Here is a 22,645-nt window from a genome sequence, read left to right on the forward strand (position 1 = left end):
ACCGTATGTATGATGTCGTATATATTTTCAGAGGGATGCTGATTGGACTGATGGTTTCGGTTCCGTTGGGTCCTATGGGTGTCTTGATTATTCAGAAAACATTACACAAGGGGGCCTTATCGGGTTTTATCGCCGGAATGGGAGCTGCTTGTGCAGATCTTTTTTATGCGACCGTCGCTGCTTTTGGCTTGGGGTTTGTGATTAATACAATCAAAACTCATGAAGTAATTCTGCAGATTGTAGGGGGGATATTTTTGCTTATTATGGGATTGAATATCTATTTTGCCAATCCTCTGAAACAGATAAAAGCCCGTCGTAGAGTAACGAAAAAAGGATTGTTGGGAGATTTTTTGTCCCTGTTCTTTTTAACCGTATCAAATCCGGTTACAGTAGTCGTTTTTATGGCTGTTTTTGCAGGAACATCTGTATTGGGAGAAACGCCGACCTTTTCAACAGAGATCATGTTGCTGATCGGTGTATTGTTAGGAGGAAGTGCCTGGTGGTATACACTTTCCACAATCGTAAATATTTTCCGGAAAAAGTTTAAATTGAGAGTATTGGTTACAATTAACCGGGTTTCCGGAATTATTATTACGATATTAGGCGGTTTGGTTATTCTTGCTGCGTTCGAACCTTTCCGCTCTATGTTGCCTGCTACTTGATCATCGGCTTTTGATTTACAGCTTTACCATAAATAAGTCTGACAACGCATCGGTTTGTCAGATGATTTACAATAAAAACAGCCGGTTATATTATAATTATTTCCGGTTTTTAGTATGCCAGTGTCTTGAATCTCCCCATTCGCCGAGATTAACACGGCATCCGTAAGAAGCACAACTTTCAATCAGTTGCCGTAATATTTCTTCTGCACCTTCATCCGAAAACGGTTTGTTGGAATAGAGCTTGTAATTTTTCCGGTTGCTTTCCGGGGTTATATTGGGCATGATAACGTTGGCTCCCGCAGCTAAAGCCTTTTCTCTGCCCAGAGAGTCGATGGCTTGTAAGGCCGTTGTTGCAGCGATATTTATATCCGGAATCATAAGTCTTAAAGCAGCGACCATGTGTAAGCTAAGGCGTAATCGCTCTGATATCGGTAGTAGAACTTCCCGGCTTGAATAAAGCGGTGTGTCTTGATGTTCCAGATAAGGTCCCATTCCGACCATGTCGATATCGATAGACTTTAAAAATAATAAATCATTGACCAGATCTTCTGTTGTTTGGAAAGGAAGTCCGATCATTACACCGCTTCCGGTTTGGTAGCCGCATTCCTGCAAATATTCGAGGCATTGGAGGCGGGTAGCAAAATCGTGTAAAGAATCTGCCGGATGGATTTTACGGTAAAGTTGAGAGTTGGATGTTTCGATACGTAAGAGATAACGATGCGCTCCTGCTTCGAACCAACGTTGGTAGGTAGCTTTATCTTGTTCTCCCAGAGAAAGCGTGATGCCGAGTTGATTATTGCTGAGACGTTTTATTTCTTGTAAGAGCCGGGTGATCCGGTTGACATAGGTTTTGTCCGTTCGTTCCCCGCCTTGCAAAACGACTGAACCGTAATTGTGTTGCCAGGCGAAACGGGCTGCCTCCAGAATTTCTTCATCGGTTAGTTCGTATCGGTTTACATTCGGGTTAGAGTGGCGGATACCGCAATATAAACAGTTTTTCCGGCAAATATTCGATATTTCGATTAACCCTCTGAGGTGTACTCCGTTGCCGATAGCCTGATTGCGTTGTGCTGCGGCACGGGTATATAGTTGTTGCTCCTCTTCTCCCTGGCAGGTCAATAAATGTAAAAGTTCTTTTTGATCCATGTCGGTTTTAATTTGTAAGTCTGTTGACTTATTTGATATTTTCGTGGGCTTTTAGAGTACAGATGCTTAAAGTATTGAAATATGTAGTTGATTTTGAACAATTACTTGCATATACCTTTGATCAGGCTTTATTTTATCTTTGAGTGCCCATTCGCTTTTTCGTAACGCTGCAATATTACTAAAAATCTTCGAAGTCCCGTAGTTGATTATCAGGATATCCCTTCTTTACTTCTGTTTTTCCCGATAATTTTTTAAATTTGCTGTTTAAATACGTACTATTTATGAAGAAGGGGTTTTGGTTGGTGTTACTTGCAATATTGTTCGGGGGCGTGATTGTTTATGCCCTTTGGTATATTAATAAGCGTGGCGAATTGCAAAATAACAGCAAAGATTCATTCATCCCTTGCAATTCCGCGTTAGTGATAAATATCAACCCGGGAGTTGCTCTGTCATCCAAAATTAAGACAGCTTTTGCTTCCGATATACAGGAATTGGAAAAATTATTGCTGTACAAGGCTGCTTATGCATTGAACAACAGTGATTTGATTTCTTCCACATCTAAAGTTATGGCCCTCAGAACCGAAGGCAAAGATAAGTTGGTGTCTTTGTTTGTCATGGATAATAAAAATGTTCTTTCCGGAAGTGATATCGTCGATTTTTTGCAAAAGAATTTTGGAAAAAGTGCAGGGACATTCCGGAAATATGATCGTTATAAAATATACAGTTTGCAGGCTGAAAAAGAAGAGATTTTTTATGCTGTAGAAGAAGGTATGGTCTTATTATCTGATTCTGAATTGTATATAGAGGATGCATTAAAACAATTCGAGCAAAAGAGTGAAGGGATTGAGCAACAGGCACAATTTCAGCAAATCAATAAGTATTTTTCGGCTTCAGCCGGTTTGAATGTATTTCTGAATGCCTCTTGTTTCGCCGATTTGTTGCCGATGTTTATACAGACGAAAAAATTATTTCCGCACCTGGATATCGCTTCATGCTTTAGATGGGGAGCTTTGGACGGTGAATTGCAGGAAGATGGAATCGGTCTGAATGGTTTTATGGATTATGCCGGCCTGGAAGCTTCTTTTATGAAGACGCTGGAAGGGCAAAAGCCGGGGGAAGCGGGTATAGATGCAATAATTCCTGCAGATGTAGCGTCGTTTTTTGTATTGAATTTAAGTGATTTTAAGGCTTACCTCACGGCCTTGGACAATTACCGGTACAATGCGGGTTTAATAGAACAAATTCGCAAACGGAAGCAGGAATATACGAAATTGTTGGGGAAAGATTATGAGACTGAGTTGAAAGAGCTTTTGCAAGGCGAATTCGTACTTGTCAATATGGCATTTAATGAAAGAGAGAGCAGGAACGAGGGCATTGTGATTGCAGAGTTGAAATCCGGCGGTTTGTGCAAGACGTGGATCGAGAAAATAATCGGAAACCACGCTCGCCTGACAAATGTGCATCCGGATCGTTATGTACATAAATATGCTGTAGACCGGGAACAGTCATTTACGTATTACACTTGTCCGGAAGAAGATATGCCTGCTGTTTTCTGGGGATATCTTTTCGAAGGAATACCGGCTAAATATGTATTGATACAGGACAATTACCTGATATTCGGTTCCTCAGAGAAAGTAATCGGAGATTTTATCCGAAGCTATGTACATCGCAATTTTATCCGGGATACCGATTGGTTTAAGAAAATCAAAATCAAATTGTCGGCTAAATATAATCTGGCTTATTTTGCAAATACAGAAATGATGATGCCTTATTATAAAGCTGTTGTTAAGAAAGATTGGAAGCAATATATGCAATCACGGGAAGAGGCATTGTCGGTGTTTACGGCTTTGGCTATGCAATGGTCAAATGAGGGAGGAATTTTGTATAATACATCGTTTCTGAGTACCGAAAAGAGCAAAGATCGTAAACAACCGCATCTCCTTTGGCAAACAAAATTGGGCGCAAGGATAAGTATGAAGCCGGTGCCGGTGACCAATCATGTAACCGGAGAAAGAGAGATTTTTGTACAGGATGAAAACAACGATGTCTATTTGTTGAATGATGCCGGACGGGTTTTGTGGCGTTTGGCACTGGGAGAATCGATAAATAGTGATGTTGTTCAGGTCGATGCTTTCTGTAACGGGAAATTGCAATATCTGTTTTCGACGCCCTCCCGGTTACATTTGGTGGATCGTAACGGTGAATATGTTGGCAATTTCCCGGTAACACTGAAAGCTGATACTAAAGCAGGAATGGCGTTGTACGATTATGATAAAAATAAAAATTACCGGATATTTGTCCCTTGTGCGGACCGGCGGGTATATTTGTATGACATTCGGGGGCAATTGATTAAAGATTGGAAAAGTGGGAAGACGGATAAGGATATCGTTACCCGGGTGAATCATTATAGAATCGGGGATAAGGATTATATCGTGTATGCCGATCAATACCGCTTGTATATACAGGATAGAAAAGGGAAGGAGCGGATAAAAATATCCAATGTATTTGACTTGTGGGAAAATACAGAGCTTTACCTGACACGTAGAAACGGTAAAATGGTGTTGGCATTTGCCGGAAAAGACGGGGCTGTAAATATTGTCGACTTTCAGGGAAAAGTAGAAAAGGTAAATTGCATCGGTCCTGCGTCCGGTTTCCATTTCAATGTCGCTGATATAAATGCCGGTTCTGATGTTTTTATATTTACTTCCGGTAATCGTTTGAGTGTTTACGATTTGAATGGAAAATGTCTTTATGAGAAAGAATTGGATGCGGCAGGATTGGATTTCCCTTATGTGTATCGATTTTCAGGAGCCGATGTCCGAATCGGTTTGCTTGATAAAGTAAAGAGTCAGATGATGTTACTGAATTTGAAATCCGGGATGTCAGAGGGTTTTCCGATTAACGGAGATTCTCCTTTTTCCATCATTTTTGCCGATAACGGCAATTTCTATCTTTTTGCCGGTGTTGATAACGGAAGCTTGATTAAATACAAAGTACAGCGGTGATAATATTCTTGTAAATATTTGCATATTTGTTTCTTTTAACATATTTTTGCATCTTAGCATAAAAAGGAATTTGAAATGAAATCTTTGAAAAATCTTTGTGGTGTAATCGTTGTATGTAGTCTTCTTTTCGGTGCTTGTGGGGATGAAGAACTTTTGAAATTCGGTAATATAGAAGAAATTAAGAATTGGAAGCCCAGCTTTGCCCTGCCGGTGGCCTCCGCAACATATACTGTATGGGGACTGGTCGAACAGAACGATCCCGATGCGAATATTGTACTGAAAGAAGACAAGATTGTTATTCGTTATCAGGAAGACAGTATCTATACTTTTGATGTCAAAAAAGTAATCGATTTGCCTGAAACGGTAGCGACTTTAACTGCCCGGGTGCCAATGGGTAGTATCCCTGGCGGTGTTGTTATTCCGGACGAGGGAATTGATATCCGGTTTCCGGAATCCGGATATCAGGAGGAAAATATAGAATTTGAGGATGGAACAATAGACCGGATAGAGGGAAATGTAATTTGCTCCTATGTGTTGCCGGCAATGGGTTTTACATATCGGGTAAAGCTTACATTGGAAAATGTGAAAACAGACGGTGCTCCTGTCGTACAGGATTTTATTGTTGGGCTTGACGGAAAGACGGGAGAGTGGGAGTTGGATGAGGTGGTTTTTGACATGGCGGCGCAGGCAAATAAAATCAAATGGAATGTGTTGATAAGTGTCGACGGTGGTCAGACTATTGCGAATGCAGGAGATTTGTTACTTGCTTTTGAATTGAAAGATGTTCGTTTTACCCGCTTGGAAGGGGGTATTGATCCCCGGGTAATTGATATTGATCCGGGAGAATTTAATTTGGATATCGATTTCTGGAATAACTTCAATGGTGAATTCGGTTTTAATGATGCTAAAATCGAAATGACGGTTACAAATTACGGACTTAAAGTACCCATGTCCGTGAATATGGCATTTACAGCCTATGGTGATGGGAAAGTAAAAGAATTTGCAGGCGATCCGCTGGTATTTTCCGGTTGGAATAACGGTAACGAAGCCCATAAAGAAACACTGGGATACGATAAAAGCAATTCCAATATCAATGATGTACTTTCTTTGCCTCCTAAGGATAAAATTACATACGGAGGAGCGATTACCATCAACCCCGGGAATGGAAAGGTTGTTGTTTTGGGAGATGGGAATGCTAATGTAGACGCTTATATTGAGATCCCTTTGGATTTGAAAGCGAAAAACCTGGTATTTAACGATACTATTGACGTTGATCTGAACGAGAAATTGTCGGATAAGATATTGGAAGCTGCCATACGGATAAAAGCAGAAAACGGTGTGCCGCTTGAGTTGAAGGACGGAAATCTTTTGTTGCTGGATGCAAATCATGCATGTATGGATTCTGTAAAAGTCGATCGGTTTATCGATGCTCCGGTGGTGGGAAACAATGGGGAGGTGACGGTAGCAGAAAGTAATAACCTGATTCGTTTGACTCCGGATAACATCAGTCATATCGATGGTATGAAGTATATCGTAATACAGGTAAAGGCTGCGACGAGTAATAATGGTGATGTCCCTGTTCAGATAAAACCGGATGCTACCATAAAATTGAATCTGATACTTGAAGTCCGGGTTGACGGAGATAAGCTATAACTGATTCGGTGAATTATTATAAATAAAAAGGAACTGCTTCCGAAAAGGCAGTTCCTTTTATTTTTATTGCTTCGATGGTAAATAACTCTGGATTTTAATTGTAGATTTACGATTTTGGATAGAAATCCGTCCGATTTGCGGGAAAATGTCTGCAATTAGAACTTATTTATTCCTCCTCAAAATCTTCGTCATCATGTCTCTTTTTGCCTTCTACAAGGATGACAATTTCACCTTTAACACCTTTTTCCGTAAAATATTCGATTAATTCGGTAAATGTACCCCTTTTAAATTCTTCGAATTTTTTGCTGATTTCCCGGGCAACACAGGCCATCCGGTTTGTACCGAAAATTTCTCCCATCTGTTCGAGTGCTTTTATAAGACGATAGGGCGATTCATAGAAAATCAGTGTCCTGCTTTCTTCGGTAAGAGCAGTCAATCTTTTAATACGTCCTTTTTTCTGTGGTAGAAAACCTTCGAAACAGAAACGGTCACAAGGAAAGCCCGAATTGACAAGGGCCGGAACAAAGGCTGTCGCACCCGGCAGACATTCTGTTTCGATGCCGTGTTCAATACAGGTCCGGGTTAGTAAAAACCCCGGATCGGAAATCCCCGGCGTGCCGGCATCGCTTACCAAAGCTATATTTTCTCCTTTCTCCAGGCGTTCGGCAATTCTTTCGACCTGCTGATGTTCATTGAACTTATGATGAGATTGCAAAGGTGTATTTATATCGTAATGTTTTAACAATGTCGATGTTGTCCGGGTATCTTCGGCCAGGATAAGATTTACCTCTTTTAACAGACGGATGGCTCTTAAAGTCATGTCTTCCAAATTACCGACCGGAGTCGGGATTAAATATAATTTCCCCATTTTACGGTGTTTTATTCTTTTTTAAAGGCGTGTTATTTGTGCTTTCAAAGATAGTTTATTTATCAATAATTGTAAAGTAAAAAAATACTTCTTCTTGCTAAATGTCTTTTATACAATATTTTGAAGATGATATGCAGGTGTTTTTCTAAAAAAAAATAGCTATTTTTTGGTGTGAAATAAAAATGTCGTATATTTGCATCCGCTAAAGCAAATAATGGTCCGTTCGTATAGGGGTTAGTACGCAAGATTTTCATTCTTGTAACACGGGTTCGATTCCCGTACGGACTACAAGAAAAAAGAACACATACGGTCCGTTCGTATAGGGGTTAGTACGCAAGATTTTCATTCTTGTAACACGGGTTCGATTCCCGTACGGACTACACAAAAGAAGTTGAATATTATATATTTGAAGAGATGGCAAATCATCAATCATCAGAAAAAAGAATCAGACAAACTGCGACGAAGAATGCTAGTAATCGTTATTATGCAAAAACAACCAGAAATGCGGTGAAAAAATTGCGTAATACAACTGAAAAAGCTGTGGCTGTAGAGTTGTTGCCGAAAGTTTCATCTATGTTGGATAAATTGGCTAAGAAAAATGTTATTCATGACAATAAAGCATCCAATATAAAATCTAAGCTGGCTTTACACGTCAACAAATTGTAAGAACTTCTTCAAATTCAGATATGAAGAGAGTGTCCTCAAGACACTCTCTAGTTCTTTTTAGGGGTATATCATTGCACTCTTTTTTGTTTCATGGAAAAGTTGTAACTTGTTTATCCAAATTCGTGGTGTTATGGATAGACAATATATCCCGATAAAATCATGGTCAAAAGAGAACAGGCCGAGAGAAAAATTGCAGAAAGAAGGCATTGCGGCTCTGTCGACGTATGAGTTGCTGGCCGTCCTGCTTCGGGCCGGACGGGTGGGGGAATCTGCGTTAGATCTGGCGCGCCGTATACTGGAGGACTGCCATAACGATTTGAATGTTTTGGCTCGTATGAGTGTGAGGGATTTGAGAACGAAGTATAAAGGGGTGGGGGTAGCTAAAGCTGCCGCTATCGTAGTTGCGATGGAAGTCGGTCGAAGAAGGGCGATGGCTGCTGTGGATGTAACGCAATCCCTTTGCTCCAGTATTGAGGTTTTTAATTATATTTCGCCTGTTTTGAAAGATTTGGATCATGAAGAGTTTTGGGTGATCTATTTAAATCGTTCCAACCGGATATTGAGGAGTGAACGATTATCTTCCGGAGGAATGACCGGAACGGTGATTGATGTCCGGATTCTTTTCAGAAAGGCTTTGGAGATGAAATCCAATGCGATTATCATTGTCCATAACCATCCGAGCGGTTCGCTCTGTCCCAGTGAATATGATAAAATGATGACGGCTAAAATCCGGGAAGCAGGGAAATTGTTGGATGTTGTGCTTTATGATCATCTGATTGTCGGAGGGAGTTCTTATTTTAGTTTTGTTGATGAAAATTTGATTCATTTGCCGGAAGTGAAGATAAAAAAGGATAAAAAAATTGAAAAGGATTGAGAAAAGCTGTCAGATCGATTGCGACAATCTGGCAGCTTTTTGTATTGGCAAAGATTTTGCTTAATTTTGTTATTGTCAATGAGAAATAATAATCAAAATTATAAAGATATGGCGGAAGAAAAAGAGAAGAAGGCAAAAGAAACCAAAACAAAAGCCGAAAGTAAATCCGAGACTACAGATCAGTCTGGAAAATGTAAAAATTCTGAACATGAGAATGTTGCAGAAGAAGATGTGAAAACAGAAGAGTTGGAACAACAGCTTGCGGTTGCGAATGATAAATATTTACGGCTATCTGCAGAGTTCGATAACTACCGGAAACGGACGTTGAAAGAAAAAATGGAACTTACGAAAAATGCAGGCGAAAAAATATTGTCGGACATATTGCCCGTTGTGGATAATTTGGAAAGAGCATTGGCAAGTATGGAGCAATCGGATGATATCGATGCAATCCGGGAGGGTATCAAATTGATTTATGCCGGTTTTAAGGACTTTTTGGGCCGGAATGGTGTGAAAGAAATCGACTGCCAAAATAACGTATTCAATACGGACGAACATGAGGCCGTGACCAAGATCCCTGCACCGACACCGGATTTGAAAGGAAAAGTTGTCGATTGCATTCAGAAAGGATATAAATTGAATGATAAAGTAATGCGATTTGCCAAAGTGGTGGTTGGCGAATAACGGAATTGAATTTTTTAATTTACGTTTATAGCTTCTGCTATAGACGTAAACTTTAATATAATCTAAAAGATGGCTGAAAAAAGAGATTACTACGAAGTGTTGGGTGTATCGAGAAGTGCAAGCGCTACTGAGATTAAAAAAGCATATCGGAAACTGGCATTACAATATCATCCTGATAAGAATCCCGGGGATAAGGAAGCGGAAGAAAAATTTAAAGAAGCAGCAGAGGCTTATGATGTATTGAGTAATGACGATAAACGCAGGAGATACGACCAGTATGGTCATGCCGGAGTTGGCGGTGGAGCTGGTGGCTTTGGCGGAGGAATGAGCATGGAGGACATATTCTCTCATTTCGGTGATATCTTCGGAAATTTTGGCGGCTTTGGCGGTTTCAGTGGCTTTGGCGGTGGCGGAGGACGTGCTCGTCGGGTGAACCGGGGGTCTAACTTGCGTGTAAAAGTCAAATTGACGCTGGAAGAGATTGCTACCGGGGTAGAAAAGAAAATCAAAGTGAAGAAATATGTCGCTTGTTCACATTGCCACGGTAGCGGCGCAAAAGACGGTACCTCCTATACGACTTGTTCGACTTGTAACGGTAGCGGGCAGGTGACCCGGGTGCAGAATACGATTCTGGGACAGATGCAGACAACATCGACTTGTCCGGCTTGTGAAGGAGAAGGTAAGATTATCAAAGAGAAATGTTCTCATTGTAACGGAGAAGGAGTGCAGTTGTCTGAAGAGGTGATTCAATTGAATATTCCTGCCGGCGTTGCAGAAGGGATGCAGTTGTCTTTGAGTGGTCAGGGAAATGCCGCCCGCCGGGGAGGAATCAATGGAGATCTGATTGTCCTGATTGAAGAGCAGGAGCATCTGCAGTTGGTTAGGGATGGCAATGACCTTTTGTATAATGTTTTTGTGAGCTTTCCAGAGGCTGTCCTTGGTGATTCTGCAGAAATACCGACCCTTGAAGGTAAAGTAAAAGTGAAGGTCGAGCCGGGAACACAACCCGGGAAAATTCTTCGTTTGAGAGGAAAGGGATTACCGGATGTAAACGGATACGGAAAAGGAGATTTGTTGGTAAAAGTGAATGTGTGGATTCCTAAAACGCTTTCGAAAGAAGATAAGAAAATCGTGGAAAAATTGAAAGATTATGAGGTTTTTAGGCCCGGTAAAACGGATAACAAAACCGGATTTTTCAAGAAAGTGAAGGATTTTTTTGAATAGAAAACGTTCGTAAGGCCAAAATGAAAGGTAGAGAATAAATTTTCTTAAAATAAATATAAAGTGGTTACCCTTACCCAATTGGAATATGTCGTTGCCGTCGATGATTATCGCCATTTCGCAACAGCTGCAGAAAAGTGTTTTGTGACACAGCCTACTTTGAGTATGCAGATTAAAAAAATGGAAGATGATCTGGGTGTGATATTATTCGATAGATCCCGCCAGCCGGTTGTGCCCACGGATATAGGTTCGCGTTTGATCGCTCAGGCCCGTGTCGTATTGGCTGCTGCCGGTCGTCTGTCCGAAATTATAGCGGAGGATAAAGCAGAAGTTGCAGGTTCGCTGAAAATCGGAATCATACCGACCTTGGCGCCTTACCTGCTTCCGTTGTTTATCGGAGACTATATCCGGAAATATCCTGCGGTTCGGATTGAAGTGGAAGAAATGGTTTCGGAAGATATCATCCGTAGCCTGAAGCAAGATACGATAGATGTCGGACTTTTTGTCACACCTTACCACGATGAAAAAATTGTCGAGCGGCCTGTTTTTTATGAGGAGATGCTCGTATATGCCAGTCCGGGGCACTCTTTATTGAAAAAAAATAAGGTGAACGTCAGAGATATCGCAACACCGGATATATGGATGCTGGGGGATGGACATTGCTTCCGGGACCAGGTTGTCAATTTGTGTGAGATGAAAAATTTTCAACACCGTAACCTGCCTTTTGATTTCGAAAGTAATTCCTTGGAAACCTTGATGAAAATTGTAGACAAGGAGGGTGGTTTTACACTTATACCTGAATTGGCTTTGCAATATATGAGTGAAGAACATCGGCAACAAATAAGGAGATTTGAGGAAAATGTTCCGTTACGGGAAGTCAGTGTCATTTACTCCCGTTATTATATCAAACATAAACTTATTGATTTGTTGAGTGAAGAAATCTGTTCTGTCATACCTCCTCAAATGCTGAATAAAGAGAGAGGACGTATCGTAGAATGGAAAAATCATTGATTGTCATTTATAATATTTTTGTCTTATAAAGTCCGGGAGATAACTCCCGGCTTAATTGTTTAAATTATGGGAAATAAAATTAATGACCCGATAGCCAGATTAATGGGTTTGAGATATAAGTCTCATCCGTGGCATGGTTTGGAGGTAGGAGAGGATGCTCCGGAAGTATTGACAGCTTTTATTGAGATGGTGCCGACGGATACCGTGAAGTATGAATTGGATAAGGTAAGCGGATATATAAAAATCGATCGTCCGCAAAAATATTCGAATGTTGTGCCGGCTTTATACGGTTTTATTCCGCAAAGTTATTGCGGGGATTTAGTGGCAGAATACTGTATGCAACAAACGAACCGTACCGAGATTATCGGAGACAGCGATCCGTTGGATATTTGTGTCTTGACTGAAAGAACGATCGCTCATGGCGATATTATCGCCCGGGTAAGACCTATCGGAGGTTTCCGTATGCTTGACGGTAATGAGGCAGACGACAAAATTATTGCGGTATTGAGGCACGATGCTACGTATCACGGTTACAACGATATCAGCGAATTACCCCACGTTGTGGTTGACCGTTTGAAACATTACTTCCTTACTTATAAGGATATGCCGGGTGAAGACGGACAGAAAAAAGTTGAGATCGTAGGGGTATACGGAAAAGAAGAAGCCCATGAAGTCATTCGCCGTAGTTTGGAAGATTACAAAAACCATTTTGAAGGGTTGGAAGATATCTTAAGTCGGGTATGATATCCGGCTTCCCCAAGCTTCGCGGTCAAGACACCGGTATTGGATGGCTTCTGCAATGTGATGGGGGGTAATTTGTCCCGTACCGGCCAGATCGGCAATGGTGCGGGACAATTTAATAATCCGGTCATAAGCTCTTGCCGATAATCCGAATTTTTGCATTGCTATTTTTAAAAGTGAAATACATTGCGTATCTAAAGGACAGAATTTTCTCAATAAGGCAGAGTTCATCTGTGCATTGCTATGAATACCCGGGTAGGGACTGAAGCGTTCGTTTTGAATATTACGTGCCCGGATAACACGCTCCCGGATGTCTTTTGTCGGTTCGCCTTGCTGTGTGCCTGTGATCTTTTCCAGTTCGACAGGAATGACCTCAATGTGTATGTCGATACGGTCGAGTAAAGGCCCGGAAATCTTCGATAAATAACGTTGAATGGTTTGACCGGTACAGCTACATTCTTTTGTCGGATGTGTATAATAACCGCATGGACATGGATTCATGGAAGCTATCAGCATGAAATTAGCCGGATATTCTACGCTGAATTTTGCCCGGCTGACACTGATCTTCCGGTCTTCCAGCGGCTGTCTCATCACCTCGAGCGCAGATCTTTTGAATTCCGGAAGTTCATCAAGAAAAAGCACTCCGTTACAAGCCAGAGAAATTTCTCCCGGACGTGGAAAAGAGCCGCCACCGATCAAGGCAATGTCCGAAATAGTATGATGAGGCGACCGGAACGGACGTGTAGAAATAAGAGCGCTGTTGCGTTTTAACTTACCGGCAACCGAATGTATTTTGGTCGTTTCCAGAGATTCTTCTGTCGTCATCGGCGGTAAAATACCGGGAAGTCTGCGTGCCAGCATTGTTTTTCCGCTTCCGGGAGGCCCTATCATAAGCATATTGTGACCTCCTGCTGCTGCTATTTCCATGGCACGTTTTACGTTTTCCTGTCCCTTGACGTCTTTGAAATCGCAGGCTGTCAGTTCTGTATCGCCGATATTTGTTTGTGCGGGATCGAAAATAAAAGGGATGCCTTTGTCCTTTCCGTTGAGGAATGAGATCACTTCCCGGAGATGATGGAACCCGTAGACTTTTAATCCTTTTACAACAGATGCCTCATTGGCATTTTCGTAAGGCACGATCATATTTGTAAAACCGGCCGTCTGGGCATTGATGCTAATCGGAAGTACTCCTTTTACCGGAAGAAGTGTTCCGTCCAATGACAATTCTCCCATGATGACAAACTGCTCCAAACCCTCTGTCGGTATTTCTTCATTAGCAGCTAAAATGCCGATAGCCAGGGGAAGATCATAGGCAGAACCTTCTTTTTTTACGTCGGCGGGAGCCATATTTACAATGATACGCTTACCCGGTATACGGGACCCGATTTCACGTAAGGCTGAATCTACCCTTTGCTGGCTTTCTTTTACAGCATTATCAGGAAGGCCGACAATGATGAATTTTGCCCCCCAGAGAATATTTACCTCGATTGTAATGGTAGTCGCTTCGATACCATTAATGGCTCCTCCGAAAATTTTAACTAACATAGGCCTGAAATTGTATTTACGCGAGAATAAGTTAACACTTTTTTAGAAGAAAATCAAGGGATAGGTGCTGTCAATAGCTGAAATGATGATTTTTCTTCTGATCTGAAATCGCGGTTCTTCAGGGCCGGGCGGGCTTTTAGGCTTGATTTGAAATTAATACGACTTTTTCTCCGTCGAATACGGCATAACTGTACCAGGTAATCCAGTCGCCGGTATTGATATAATGGCTGTTACCGCCGAGAGATATGTCCAATGGTAAATGACGGTGACCAAAGATAAAATAGTCGTAATGCTCTTTTTGTAATTGTTGGCGGGCAAATAGTTCGATATCTTCTTGTTCGGCTCCCCGGTATTTGTCTGCTTCGACCTTCCCGTTGCCTTTCAGACGGGAATGGGATGACCATTTATGGGCGAGCGCAATTCCCCAATCGGGGTGGATGAGACGGAAACATTTTTGTAAAAAACGATTGTGGAAAATTTTTCGGATAAAAAGGTAACCTTTGTCCTTCGGGTCCAATCCGTCTCCGTGGCCGATATAGAATTTTTTACCGTCAATTTCAAATATTTCGTCGTGGGTATGAACAATTACACCACATTCCTGGGTTAAATAATCGAAAACCCAAACATCATGATTGCCTGTGAAAAAATGTACAGGTATGCCTCCATCCGTGAATTCGCAGATTTTCGCCAGAAACCGGACGAAACCTTTAGGTACAACCCGTTTATATTCGAACCAGAAATCAAAAATATCACCTAGTAAAAATAGAGTTCCGCACTCGTTTTTTATCGACTCCAGCCAATCGATCAGGCGTTTCTCCCTTTCCCGGTTATTGTTTAAGGCAGAGGCTCCCAAATGAGCATCCGAGACAAAGTAAATCTTTTTCCCGTCAGTCTGAATTGTCGATTTGTCTAACCTCATGGTACGGAATAATTAAGGTGCCGCCGGATGGAACCCTGTATTTATTTTAAGACATCCTGTAATCTGTCGCTTAAACGTTGCCCGTATAAATTTTTCCCGACAATATCGAATTTAGGGTCGATAATGTAATTGGCCGGAATACTCTGGACATTCCAGATCGAAGCGACGTAACTCTTCAGAGCCTGCGGGTCCCGGACACATTTCCATTTGATATCGTATAAACGTACGTATTCTTCCCAAAGGAGTTGGTTCTGATCCAGGCAAACCTGATAGATTTCTACGCCTTTGTTGCGATATTTGTTGTAGATGGTTTTTAATTCGTTGATATGAGCCTGACTTTCCGGAGTCCCCAATACAATGAAATCAAGTATAATAAACTTGCCCTTTAATGATTTGAGTGAAATATTGGTACCGTTGATATCCGGTAAATCAATGGCCGGTAAATCATTTTCAGAATTTACAATCAGTTCCCGCATTTTCATCGCTTGAATATTCTTTTTGATTTGTTCATAATGGGCAAGCAATGCTTTTGTGTATTGCGATTCCGGATACATAGCCATCATAGACGAAGCTACGATTTTGTAGGATTGTAGATCGTTTTCCGGAGTAAGAATAAAATTGTCTTTGCCTATTGTTTGATACAATGCGTAATAGGATGCCGGAGAAACAGCATGTTTGATGATAAAATCCTTAGAGAAACGGAATTGCTTCATAAATACAGAGTCCCATTCTGCGGCAATGGCAGTACGTTGAGCTAAGTTAGCCTTTTCGTCAGGAAGAGCTTCATAAATTTTTCTCAAAGAATCCAAAGCCCTTTGGGTCCTGTTCAATTGAAAATTTAATAATTTTATCCATTGGGAACCTTCCGAACCTTCTACCCAATAATTATTACTCAAATTATTGTAAGTACCGCTTAATTCGATTTTTTTGTCGGGTTCAGCCAATAATGTGATATGTTCTTTCTGACCGACACGTATGTTGTAAAAAGTCGGTTCGGTAACATTGATTTTAAAAGAAAACTCACCCTTTCGATTCGTTTTGGCCGAATCGGAAACAACGGTTTTATCGACATTCAGTTGTTCCAGATAAACTTTTTGCTTATCCGCTTCTTTAATCGTACCTTTAATTTCAACATTGTGGCTTTGACAGGAAGCGAGCAGAAAGATGACAATAGCGGCTCCGAAAATATGTTTAATCATGACGGTATTATTTATTTGCTGTTTACAGAGAATCATTCCGGATTGATGTAACTTATTTTTCCCCGAATGGATATCCCGATGCGCAAAGTTAAAAAAATAGGAGAAATATTCTTTCATTCGGGCTTTAGATTTGTGATTTTAATCAAATGATTCTATTGAAATTTATTTGATTTTTTCTATAAATTTTGCGAATTGCGAATTAAAAGATATTTTTGCAATAGATGAGAAAGAAAATGGCCAAAATATTGAATTTCTTTGTCTTGTTCATCCTTGCTGTAGCTTTGACAGGGGTGAATGTTTGTCGTTTCTATTGTACGCCTTGTGGACATGAATATATTTTGGTCAATACTTTTCCGCAGCCGGGCAAATGTTATTGTGACGTTTGCCGGCAGGGAGACTGCACGGCCATTGATAAATGTTGCAAAAACAAGAGCGTAGAGGGCTGTTGCGCCTGTCATAAAAAACAGGCACATAGCCATTCGGCTTGCGATCATGTATTTTATAAAATAACCGATGTTTTTCAGACAGAACCTGTTCTGGATATCCATTTTGTCGCGGTTTTGCCTGAAGATACTGAGTTTCAGGTCCTGCATTTCGATATTCTTACCGTTTTTATGCCGGACCATCGGAATATTGTTTCTTCTAAAGCTCCTCCTTTGGAGTGGTTGTGTACCTATCTTTGTTGATTTATTTCATTTTGTACGGTTGAATCCGGGTGTGGCCCGGAAAAGGATATGCTGTGTCCGTCAGAGACATTTGCATGGTCTGTTTATTTGAAAATGGGGGAATTTTCAAATAGTTAATCTTTAAATTTTCGAATGAAATGAAATATATTTTTTTTGTGTTGTGCTGGTGGTTAGCCGGGACATTGTCTGCACAACAACTGAAAGGGCGTGTATTGGAAGCCGGTAAAGACGGAAATGTCGGTTTACCCGGAGCGAATGTATATTGGCTTGGAATCCCGGGAGGAGTTGCGACGGACGTGGATGGAAATTTTGCAATAGAGAAAAGACCGAACGGACGGTTGATCATTAGTTTTGTCGGTTATGCTTCGGATACTTTAGAAATAGGGGAGAAAGATCACTATATAGAAGTGGTCTTGAAAGCAGGACATCAATTAGACGAAGCAAAAGTCTTCAAAAGGGGACAGACGACGATCATGAATACGAAGAGTCCTGTTATAGAACAAGTGATTACAGGCGAGGAATTGTGTAAGGCTGCTTGCTGTAATCTGGGAGAAAGTTTTACAACCAATGCCTCGGTTGATGTTTCTTATGCGGATGCCGTTACCGGTGCCAAACAGATACAATTGCTGGGCCTGAATGGGAAATATGTGCAGATGATGACGGAAAATATGCCTAATTTCAGGGGGGTGTCTGTACTCTATGGTTTGAACTATGTGCCCGGTCCTTGGATGAGTGCTATTTCTGTGTCGAAAGGTGTCGGTTCTGTGACGAATGGCTATGAAGCCATAGCCGGACAGATCAGTGTCGATTATAAAAAACCCCAGGGCAGTGAGAAATTTTATGTGAACTTGTACGGCAGCGACGAGGAAATGTTCGAATTCAATATGAATGGAAGTATTCATCTGAATGACAAATGGAGTACAGCGCTTTTAGTACACGGAGACTGGATGGAAAAAGAACATAGCATGCATCATAACGGTTTCCTGGATATGCCGAAAAAAGCACAGTATAATCTAATGAACCGTTGGGCTTATAAAACAGACGCCTGGTTTGTTCAATTCGGAGGTAAATTTTTGGATGAGAATCGTTTGGGAGGACAAAAAGGGTTCCGGGAAGAAATGCGGCATCAAATCGGAGAGGGAAATTTATACGGCATTAGTATAAACACCCGCCGGTATGAAGGTTTTTTAAAAGTCGGCTATTTAATGCCGCAATATGAAAATACCAGTATGGCCTTGCTTGTCAATTATACGGATCATGACCAGGAATCTTATTATGGTGGCTATGAATACGATGCCAGACAACGTTCGTTGTTTATGAATTATATTTATCAGTCGATTTTCGGTAACAATCCGAATCAGAAATTCTCCGCAGGAGCTTCCTTCAATTATGATAATTACGATGAGATATTCGGTGATTACAAGCGTACCGAGAACGGATTGGTAAAAAATACACCTGTGAATCCCCAAAGGGAAGAACGGGTAGGAGGTGTATTTTTCCAGTATACCGGTACATTTTGGACCAAACTGACATTGATGGCCGGTTTACGTTATGATTATCACAATCTGGCCGGAGGTTTTGTGACGCCCCGTTTTCATATAGCTTATATGCCGGATGAAATGACGACCTTGAAGTTTTCCGGTGGAAAAGGACGGCGGTATGCAGCCGTCCTGGCTGAAAATGCTTATTTATTAGCATCCGGCCGGTCTGTGAATGTAGCCGGACAATTGCTGTCCGGTCGTCCCGGAGCATTAAAGAATTTGGATATGGAAGAGGCCTGGAATTTCGGCGTTTTGTTAAATCGGAAGTTTTTACTTTTTGATAGGTTGCTGAATATAAATCTGGATTATTATCGTACGGATTTTTCACATCAGGTCGTTGCCGACAATGAAACCAGGCCGGGAATGATAAATTTTTACAATCTGGACGGCGATTCCTATTCCAATTGTTATCAGGTAGAAATTCGGTATGAATTGATTCCCCGGTTCGATATTATGGGAGCATATCGCTACAATGATGCCAGGATAACTTATTCTGCACCGGAAGGATTGCGTCGTGTCCGGACTCCGTTACAGAGCCGTTATAAAGGCTTGATCAATTTGTCTTATTATACAAATATGAAAAAATGGCAGTTTGACTTTACGACACAATTTAATGGACCGGGACGTTTGCCTGGAGGCAATCAGCAATTTGAATCGTTTCAGCTTATGAATGCTCAGGTAACGAAATTTTTCCGGAAATGGAGTATTTATGCCGGTTGTGAAAATATAGGAGACTTTACCCAAAAGCATCCCATAATTGCAGCAGATGCACCCTGGAGTGTTGATTTTGATGCGTCCCGGATTTGGGGACCTATCCACGGTCGTAAGTTTTATGTCGGACTGCGGTTCGGTTTTGACAGAGATTGAAACTCTATTTATAACATTAATACAATAAACTATGAAAGCGTTTAAATTATTTTTAGTAATGGCAATGGTTTTAGGACTTGCCTCGACAGTGAAAGCTGAGAAAAAAGAAGTTAAAACTGTTTTGTATCAGGTGGATTTACATTGTGCCACTTGTAAAGCAAAAGTGGAGAAGAATATCCCTTATGAAAAAGGAGTAAAAGATCTGGATGTCAACCTGGAAGCCAAGACGGTGAAAGTGACCTTCAGAGGAGATAAAAATACAACAGAAGGTATCCAGAAAGCGATTGAGAAACTCGGATTTAAAGTGACAGGAAGTCAGACGATCGACGAACCTTCAAAAGCAGCTACTGATGGGAAGAAGAAAGACGGGAAAAAGTAATAATATAGATTAAATGGAAATGCCCGTACCGGAAACGATACGGGCATTATTTTTAGCATTCGGATATTATAAATCCAGGTATTTACCTTCTTTATCAAAAGCGGCCAATGCTGCATTAACTCCCGGGGTATCTTCTTTGTAAGTTACGCCGAACCATTTTGCATCCGTTGGGATTACTTTAACCTTAGCGGCTTTTTCCTTTAACATTTGATCCACCACTTTCGGAATATAAAATTCTGATTTCAGGTTGTCTTTGTTTAACGGATAGAAATCTACGAATTGTTTTTCGATCTCTGCGAAAACAGTTGGTGTAAAGCCCCAGAAATTCATAGATACAACATCATCTGCATGCAGTACTTTACCTAACGCTTCATCTTTAATCGTACCGTCGGCTTGTGTTCCGATCTTCGTACATTCTGTAACAGCTGTCAAAAATCGGTCTTTATCTACTTCACATACACCTCTGGAAACGGTACCGTTTTCTGATAGAGTTGAAGCCAGACGATAACCGATCAGGCAGAATTCTTTCGGGTCCTGATTATTGGCTAAAAAGTCATGCGCTTTGATAAAAGCATCGCTTCCGTAAAAATCGTCAGCGTTCAATGCTGCGAATGGCTCGTTAATGGCGTCTTTGGCACACCAGATCGCATGAGCCGTTCCCCAGGGTTTCTCTCTGTCAATGGGAGGCATGCCACCGGGAAGCTTATTCATATCCTGATAACAATAAACGGTTTCTACCAGATTTTCAGCATATTTTCCTACGAAGTTTTTGAACTCTTCTGCAAAACTCTCACGAATGATAAATACAATCTTGTCAAATCCGGCATGAACAGCATCGTAAATGGTATAATGTAATAATGCTTTCTTGTGAGGCCCCAACGGAGTAATTTGCTTCAAGCTTCCGAAACGTGACCCCATGCCTGCGGCCATGATTAAAAGTGTAGTTTTATTTTTCATATCAGATGTATTTAAAGATACAGGCTTGAAGTCGTCGAATCGTTTACTTCAAGCCTGTGCTTAAATTATTTTTTCTTGTGAATATAACGGGCAAATACTTCCATGGCTTCGTATTCTGCCATACCTAATTTATTGTATATATTTGCCGTATTGCGATTGCGGTCCTCTGCTCTTTGCCAGAATTCCCGTGGGTCGTCTCCGGGGAATGCTGGACCGTTATTTTGTGAGCCGTGCTTGTAAATGGATTTCCGTTTGATGGAAAGTTCCGACGGACTGATGGGTACTGCCATATCTACTTTTTCGATTTCCCATTCCATCCAGGCTCCGCGATACCACCAGGTGTAACAGTCTTTAAACCATTCATCGTTGCATACAACATCGTAAGCCCGTAAAATGGCATCCAGGCAAACGCCATGTGTTCCGTGTGGGTCGGCTAAGTCTCCGGCTGCGTATATCTGATGTGGTTTTACTTCACGTAATAATTTGACAATAATATCGACATCTGCTTGTCCTAACGGATTCTTTTTTACAGAACCGGTTTCATAAAACGGTAAATTTAAGAAATGTACATGATTCTCGGGAATACCCAGGTAACGGTCTGCTCCACGGGCCTCTGCACGGCGAAGAGCTCCTTTAAAGGGAAGGAGTTCTGCCGGTTCGTCATCTTCCGGCTTCCGGTTGGCAATAATCTGTTTTACTTTTTCAAAAGCAGCATCCATGGTTTTTGTATCTCCGCCGACCAAACGGGTGAACGATGCCGCAATATCCATTTGCTGATAGATATAATCATCCAAAACGGCAATATTTCCGGATGTTTCATAAGCTACATGTACATCATGGCCTTGCTCTACCAGACGGGCAAAGGTACCTCCCATGGAAATAACGTCATCGTCCGGATGCGGACTGAAAATCAACACCCGTTTCGGATATGGATTTGCCCTTTCCGGACGGGTAGAGTCATCTGCATTCGGTTTTCCTCCCGGCCATCCGGTAATTGTATGTTGCAGGTCATTGAAAACTTGGATATTTACTTTATTGGCAGAACCGAAAGTTTTGATCAGATCGCTCATGCCGTAGTCCATATAGTCCTTGTTTTCAATTTTCAGGATGGGCTTATTGACTTTCTGACACAACCAGATAACAGCTTTGCGGATCAGTTTATCGTTCCACTCTACTTTGCTTACCAACCAGGGATGATTGGCTCTCGTCAATTCTTCTGCGGCTTTGTCGTCGATAAAAAATTGTACGTTCGGGTGGGTTTGCAGGAATGTGGCAGGAACCTTGTCACTGATACTGCCTTCTACTGTTTCTTGTATAATAGATGCTTTTTTCTCTCCCCATGCCAGTAAAACAATTCTTTTGGCTTTCATAATGATACCGACTCCCATAGTGATTGCCCGGGTCGGAACTTTATCTTTACCTCCGAAATCTCCGGCTGCATCATTAATGGTGATGTCGTTCAAATATACCATCCGGGTTTTGGACGTCAGTAAGGAACCCGGTTCGTTAAAGCCGATATGTCCTGTACGGCCGATTCCTAATACCTGAATATCTATACCTCCTGCTTCATCAATCTGCTTGTCGTATTCTTTACAGAATCCTTCAACCTTATCCGATTTAAGAGTACCATCCGGAATGTGAATATTTTTCGGATCGATGTCGATGTGATCAAATAAATGATGGTGCATGAAATAATGGTAGCTCTGTTGTGATTCTTTCGCCATCGGATAATATTCATCCAGATTGAAAGTGATTACATTTTTAAAAGACAAACCTTCTTCTTTATGCATCCGGATCAGTTCATCATATAGTTTGATGGGAGATGAGCCTGTAGCTAAACCTAATACACACTTTTCACTTTTTGCAGCCTTCTTGCGAATCAGTTCTGCAATCTCTTTAGCAACAGCCTTAACAGCAGTTGCCGGAGCTTCGTATATTTGTACAGGTATTTTTTCAAACCTGTCAGCCCCTTCGCCTTTGGCGATATAAGTTGTCATTAACATAGCGTATATATTTTTTATCAA

The 22,645-nt window shown here is 41.3% G+C and carries 19 protein-coding genes and 2 tRNA genes; 14 read left to right on the forward strand and 7 right to left on the reverse strand.

From position 1 onward, the window contains the following. The first annotated feature begins 5 nt into the window (after nt 1-5). On the forward strand, nt 6-662 hold the full coding sequence (locus tag BN8908_RS15880) for a LysE family translocator (RefSeq protein ID WP_068691580.1): 657 nt from the start codon (nt 6-8) through the stop codon (nt 660-662). A 96-nt stretch (nt 663-758) separates the two neighbouring features. On the opposite strand, the gene hydE is transcribed toward BN8908_RS15880, so the two are convergent. Beyond that, entirely contained in the window at nt 759-1,847 is a 1,089-nt protein-coding gene (hydE, locus tag BN8908_RS15885) for a [FeFe] hydrogenase H-cluster radical SAM maturase HydE (RefSeq protein ID WP_262361139.1), read from the reverse strand. Nucleotides 1,848-2,089: 242 nt separating this feature from the next. Between hydE and BN8908_RS15890 the strand changes: the two genes are divergently transcribed. Beyond that, nucleotides 2,090-4,813 carry a WD40 repeat domain-containing protein gene (locus BN8908_RS15890; protein ID WP_068691585.1) on the forward strand — a complete coding sequence of 908 codons (2,724 nt, stop codon included), beginning with the start codon at nt 2,090-2,092 and terminating at the stop codon, nt 4,811-4,813. A gap of 75 nt (nt 4,814-4,888) precedes the next feature. Further along, nucleotides 4,889-6,466: a hypothetical protein gene (locus BN8908_RS15895; protein WP_068691587.1), complete on the forward strand. Its 1,578-nt coding sequence runs from the start codon at nt 4,889-4,891 to the stop codon at nt 6,464-6,466. Nucleotides 6,467-6,632: 166 nt separating this feature from the next. On the opposite strand, the gene rsmI is transcribed toward BN8908_RS15895, so the two are convergent. Further along, complete coding sequence (gene rsmI, locus BN8908_RS15900) at nt 6,633-7,334, reverse strand: 16S rRNA (cytidine(1402)-2'-O)-methyltransferase (RefSeq protein WP_068691589.1); 702 nt, start codon at nt 7,332-7,334, stop codon at nt 6,633-6,635. A 216-nt stretch (nt 7,335-7,550) separates the two neighbouring features. Between rsmI and BN8908_RS15905 the strand changes: the two genes are divergently transcribed. The 8 genes from BN8908_RS15905 (at nt 7,551) to BN8908_RS15940 (ending at nt 12,531) form a co-directional block, all read left to right on the forward strand. After that, nucleotides 7,551-7,622, forward strand: a tRNA-Glu gene (locus BN8908_RS15905). A 20-nt stretch (nt 7,623-7,642) separates the two neighbouring features. Next, a tRNA-Glu gene (locus BN8908_RS15910) sits at nt 7,643-7,714 on the forward strand. Nucleotides 7,715-7,748: 34 nt separating this feature from the next. Beyond that, entirely contained in the window at nt 7,749-8,000 is a 252-nt protein-coding gene (rpsT, locus tag BN8908_RS15915; protein WP_021987990.1) for a 30S ribosomal protein S20, read from the forward strand. A 130-nt stretch (nt 8,001-8,130) separates the two neighbouring features. Next, the gene (radC, locus tag BN8908_RS15920) at nt 8,131-8,874 is read left to right on the forward strand and encodes a RadC family protein (protein ID WP_068691593.1); all 744 of its coding nucleotides are present in this window, start codon (nt 8,131-8,133) and stop codon (nt 8,872-8,874) included. A gap of 108 nt (nt 8,875-8,982) precedes the next feature. Beyond that, entirely contained in the window at nt 8,983-9,555 is a 573-nt protein-coding gene (locus BN8908_RS15925; RefSeq protein ID WP_082989344.1) for a nucleotide exchange factor GrpE, read from the forward strand. 69 nt (nt 9,556-9,624) lie between these two features. After that, nucleotides 9,625-10,779, forward strand: a complete 1,155-nt coding sequence (gene dnaJ, locus BN8908_RS15930; protein WP_068691595.1) for a molecular chaperone DnaJ — start codon at nt 9,625-9,627, stop codon at nt 10,777-10,779. A 60-nt stretch (nt 10,780-10,839) separates the two neighbouring features. Continuing rightward, complete coding sequence (locus BN8908_RS15935) at nt 10,840-11,787, forward strand: hydrogen peroxide-inducible genes activator (protein WP_068691597.1); 948 nt, start codon at nt 10,840-10,842, stop codon at nt 11,785-11,787. A 66-nt stretch (nt 11,788-11,853) separates the two neighbouring features. Then, the gene (locus BN8908_RS15940) at nt 11,854-12,531 is read left to right on the forward strand and encodes an inorganic pyrophosphatase (protein ID WP_021987995.1); all 678 of its coding nucleotides are present in this window, start codon (nt 11,854-11,856) and stop codon (nt 12,529-12,531) included. Here the strand turns inward: BN8908_RS15940 and BN8908_RS15945 are convergent. From BN8908_RS15945 to BN8908_RS15955, 3 genes are all read right to left on the reverse strand, one after another. After that, complete coding sequence (locus tag BN8908_RS15945) at nt 12,517-14,073, reverse strand: YifB family Mg chelatase-like AAA ATPase (protein ID WP_068691599.1); 1,557 nt, start codon at nt 14,071-14,073, stop codon at nt 12,517-12,519. The two genes, BN8908_RS15940 and BN8908_RS15945, sit on opposite strands and share 15 nt — an antisense overlap. A gap of 136 nt (nt 14,074-14,209) precedes the next feature. Next, nucleotides 14,210-14,992, reverse strand: a complete 783-nt coding sequence (locus BN8908_RS15950) for a UDP-2,3-diacylglucosamine diphosphatase (protein WP_068691600.1) — start codon at nt 14,990-14,992, stop codon at nt 14,210-14,212. A 41-nt stretch (nt 14,993-15,033) separates the two neighbouring features. Next, a complete protein-coding gene (locus tag BN8908_RS15955) occupies nt 15,034-16,191 on the reverse strand; it encodes a TlpA disulfide reductase family protein (RefSeq protein ID WP_068692376.1) in 1,158 nt (385 codons plus the stop codon). Between the two features lie 221 nt (nt 16,192-16,412). Between BN8908_RS15955 and BN8908_RS15960 the strand changes: the two genes are divergently transcribed. The 3 genes from BN8908_RS15960 to BN8908_RS15970 all read left to right on the forward strand — a co-directional run bounded on the left by BN8908_RS15960 (nt 16,413) and on the right by BN8908_RS15970 (nt 19,664). Then, entirely contained in the window at nt 16,413-16,877 is a 465-nt protein-coding gene (locus tag BN8908_RS15960) for a hypothetical protein (protein WP_068691602.1), read from the forward strand. Between the two features lie 137 nt (nt 16,878-17,014). Then, nucleotides 17,015-19,285, forward strand: coding sequence for a TonB-dependent receptor (locus BN8908_RS15965; RefSeq protein WP_068691604.1), 2,271 nt, complete (start codon nt 17,015-17,017; stop codon nt 19,283-19,285). 31 nt (nt 19,286-19,316) lie between these two features. Further along, nucleotides 19,317-19,664 (forward strand): heavy-metal-associated domain-containing protein, encoded by a 348-nt coding sequence (locus tag BN8908_RS15970; protein ID WP_021988001.1) that lies wholly within the window; start codon nt 19,317-19,319, stop codon nt 19,662-19,664. A 66-nt stretch (nt 19,665-19,730) separates the two neighbouring features. Here BN8908_RS15970 and BN8908_RS15975 read toward each other — a convergent pair whose 3' ends face one another. Continuing rightward, complete coding sequence (locus BN8908_RS15975; protein WP_021988002.1) at nt 19,731-20,621, reverse strand: sugar phosphate nucleotidyltransferase; 891 nt, start codon at nt 20,619-20,621, stop codon at nt 19,731-19,733. A 65-nt stretch (nt 20,622-20,686) separates the two neighbouring features. Beyond that, nucleotides 20,687-22,624, reverse strand: a complete 1,938-nt coding sequence (gene nagB / locus BN8908_RS15980; RefSeq protein ID WP_068691606.1) for a glucosamine-6-phosphate deaminase — start codon at nt 22,622-22,624, stop codon at nt 20,687-20,689. Between the last annotated feature and the right edge of the window lie 21 nt (nt 22,625-22,645).

Origin of the sequence: Culturomica massiliensis (assembly GCF_900091655.1) — a bacterium.
Lineage (GTDB): Bacteria > Bacteroidota > Bacteroidia > Bacteroidales > Marinifilaceae > Culturomica > Culturomica massiliensis.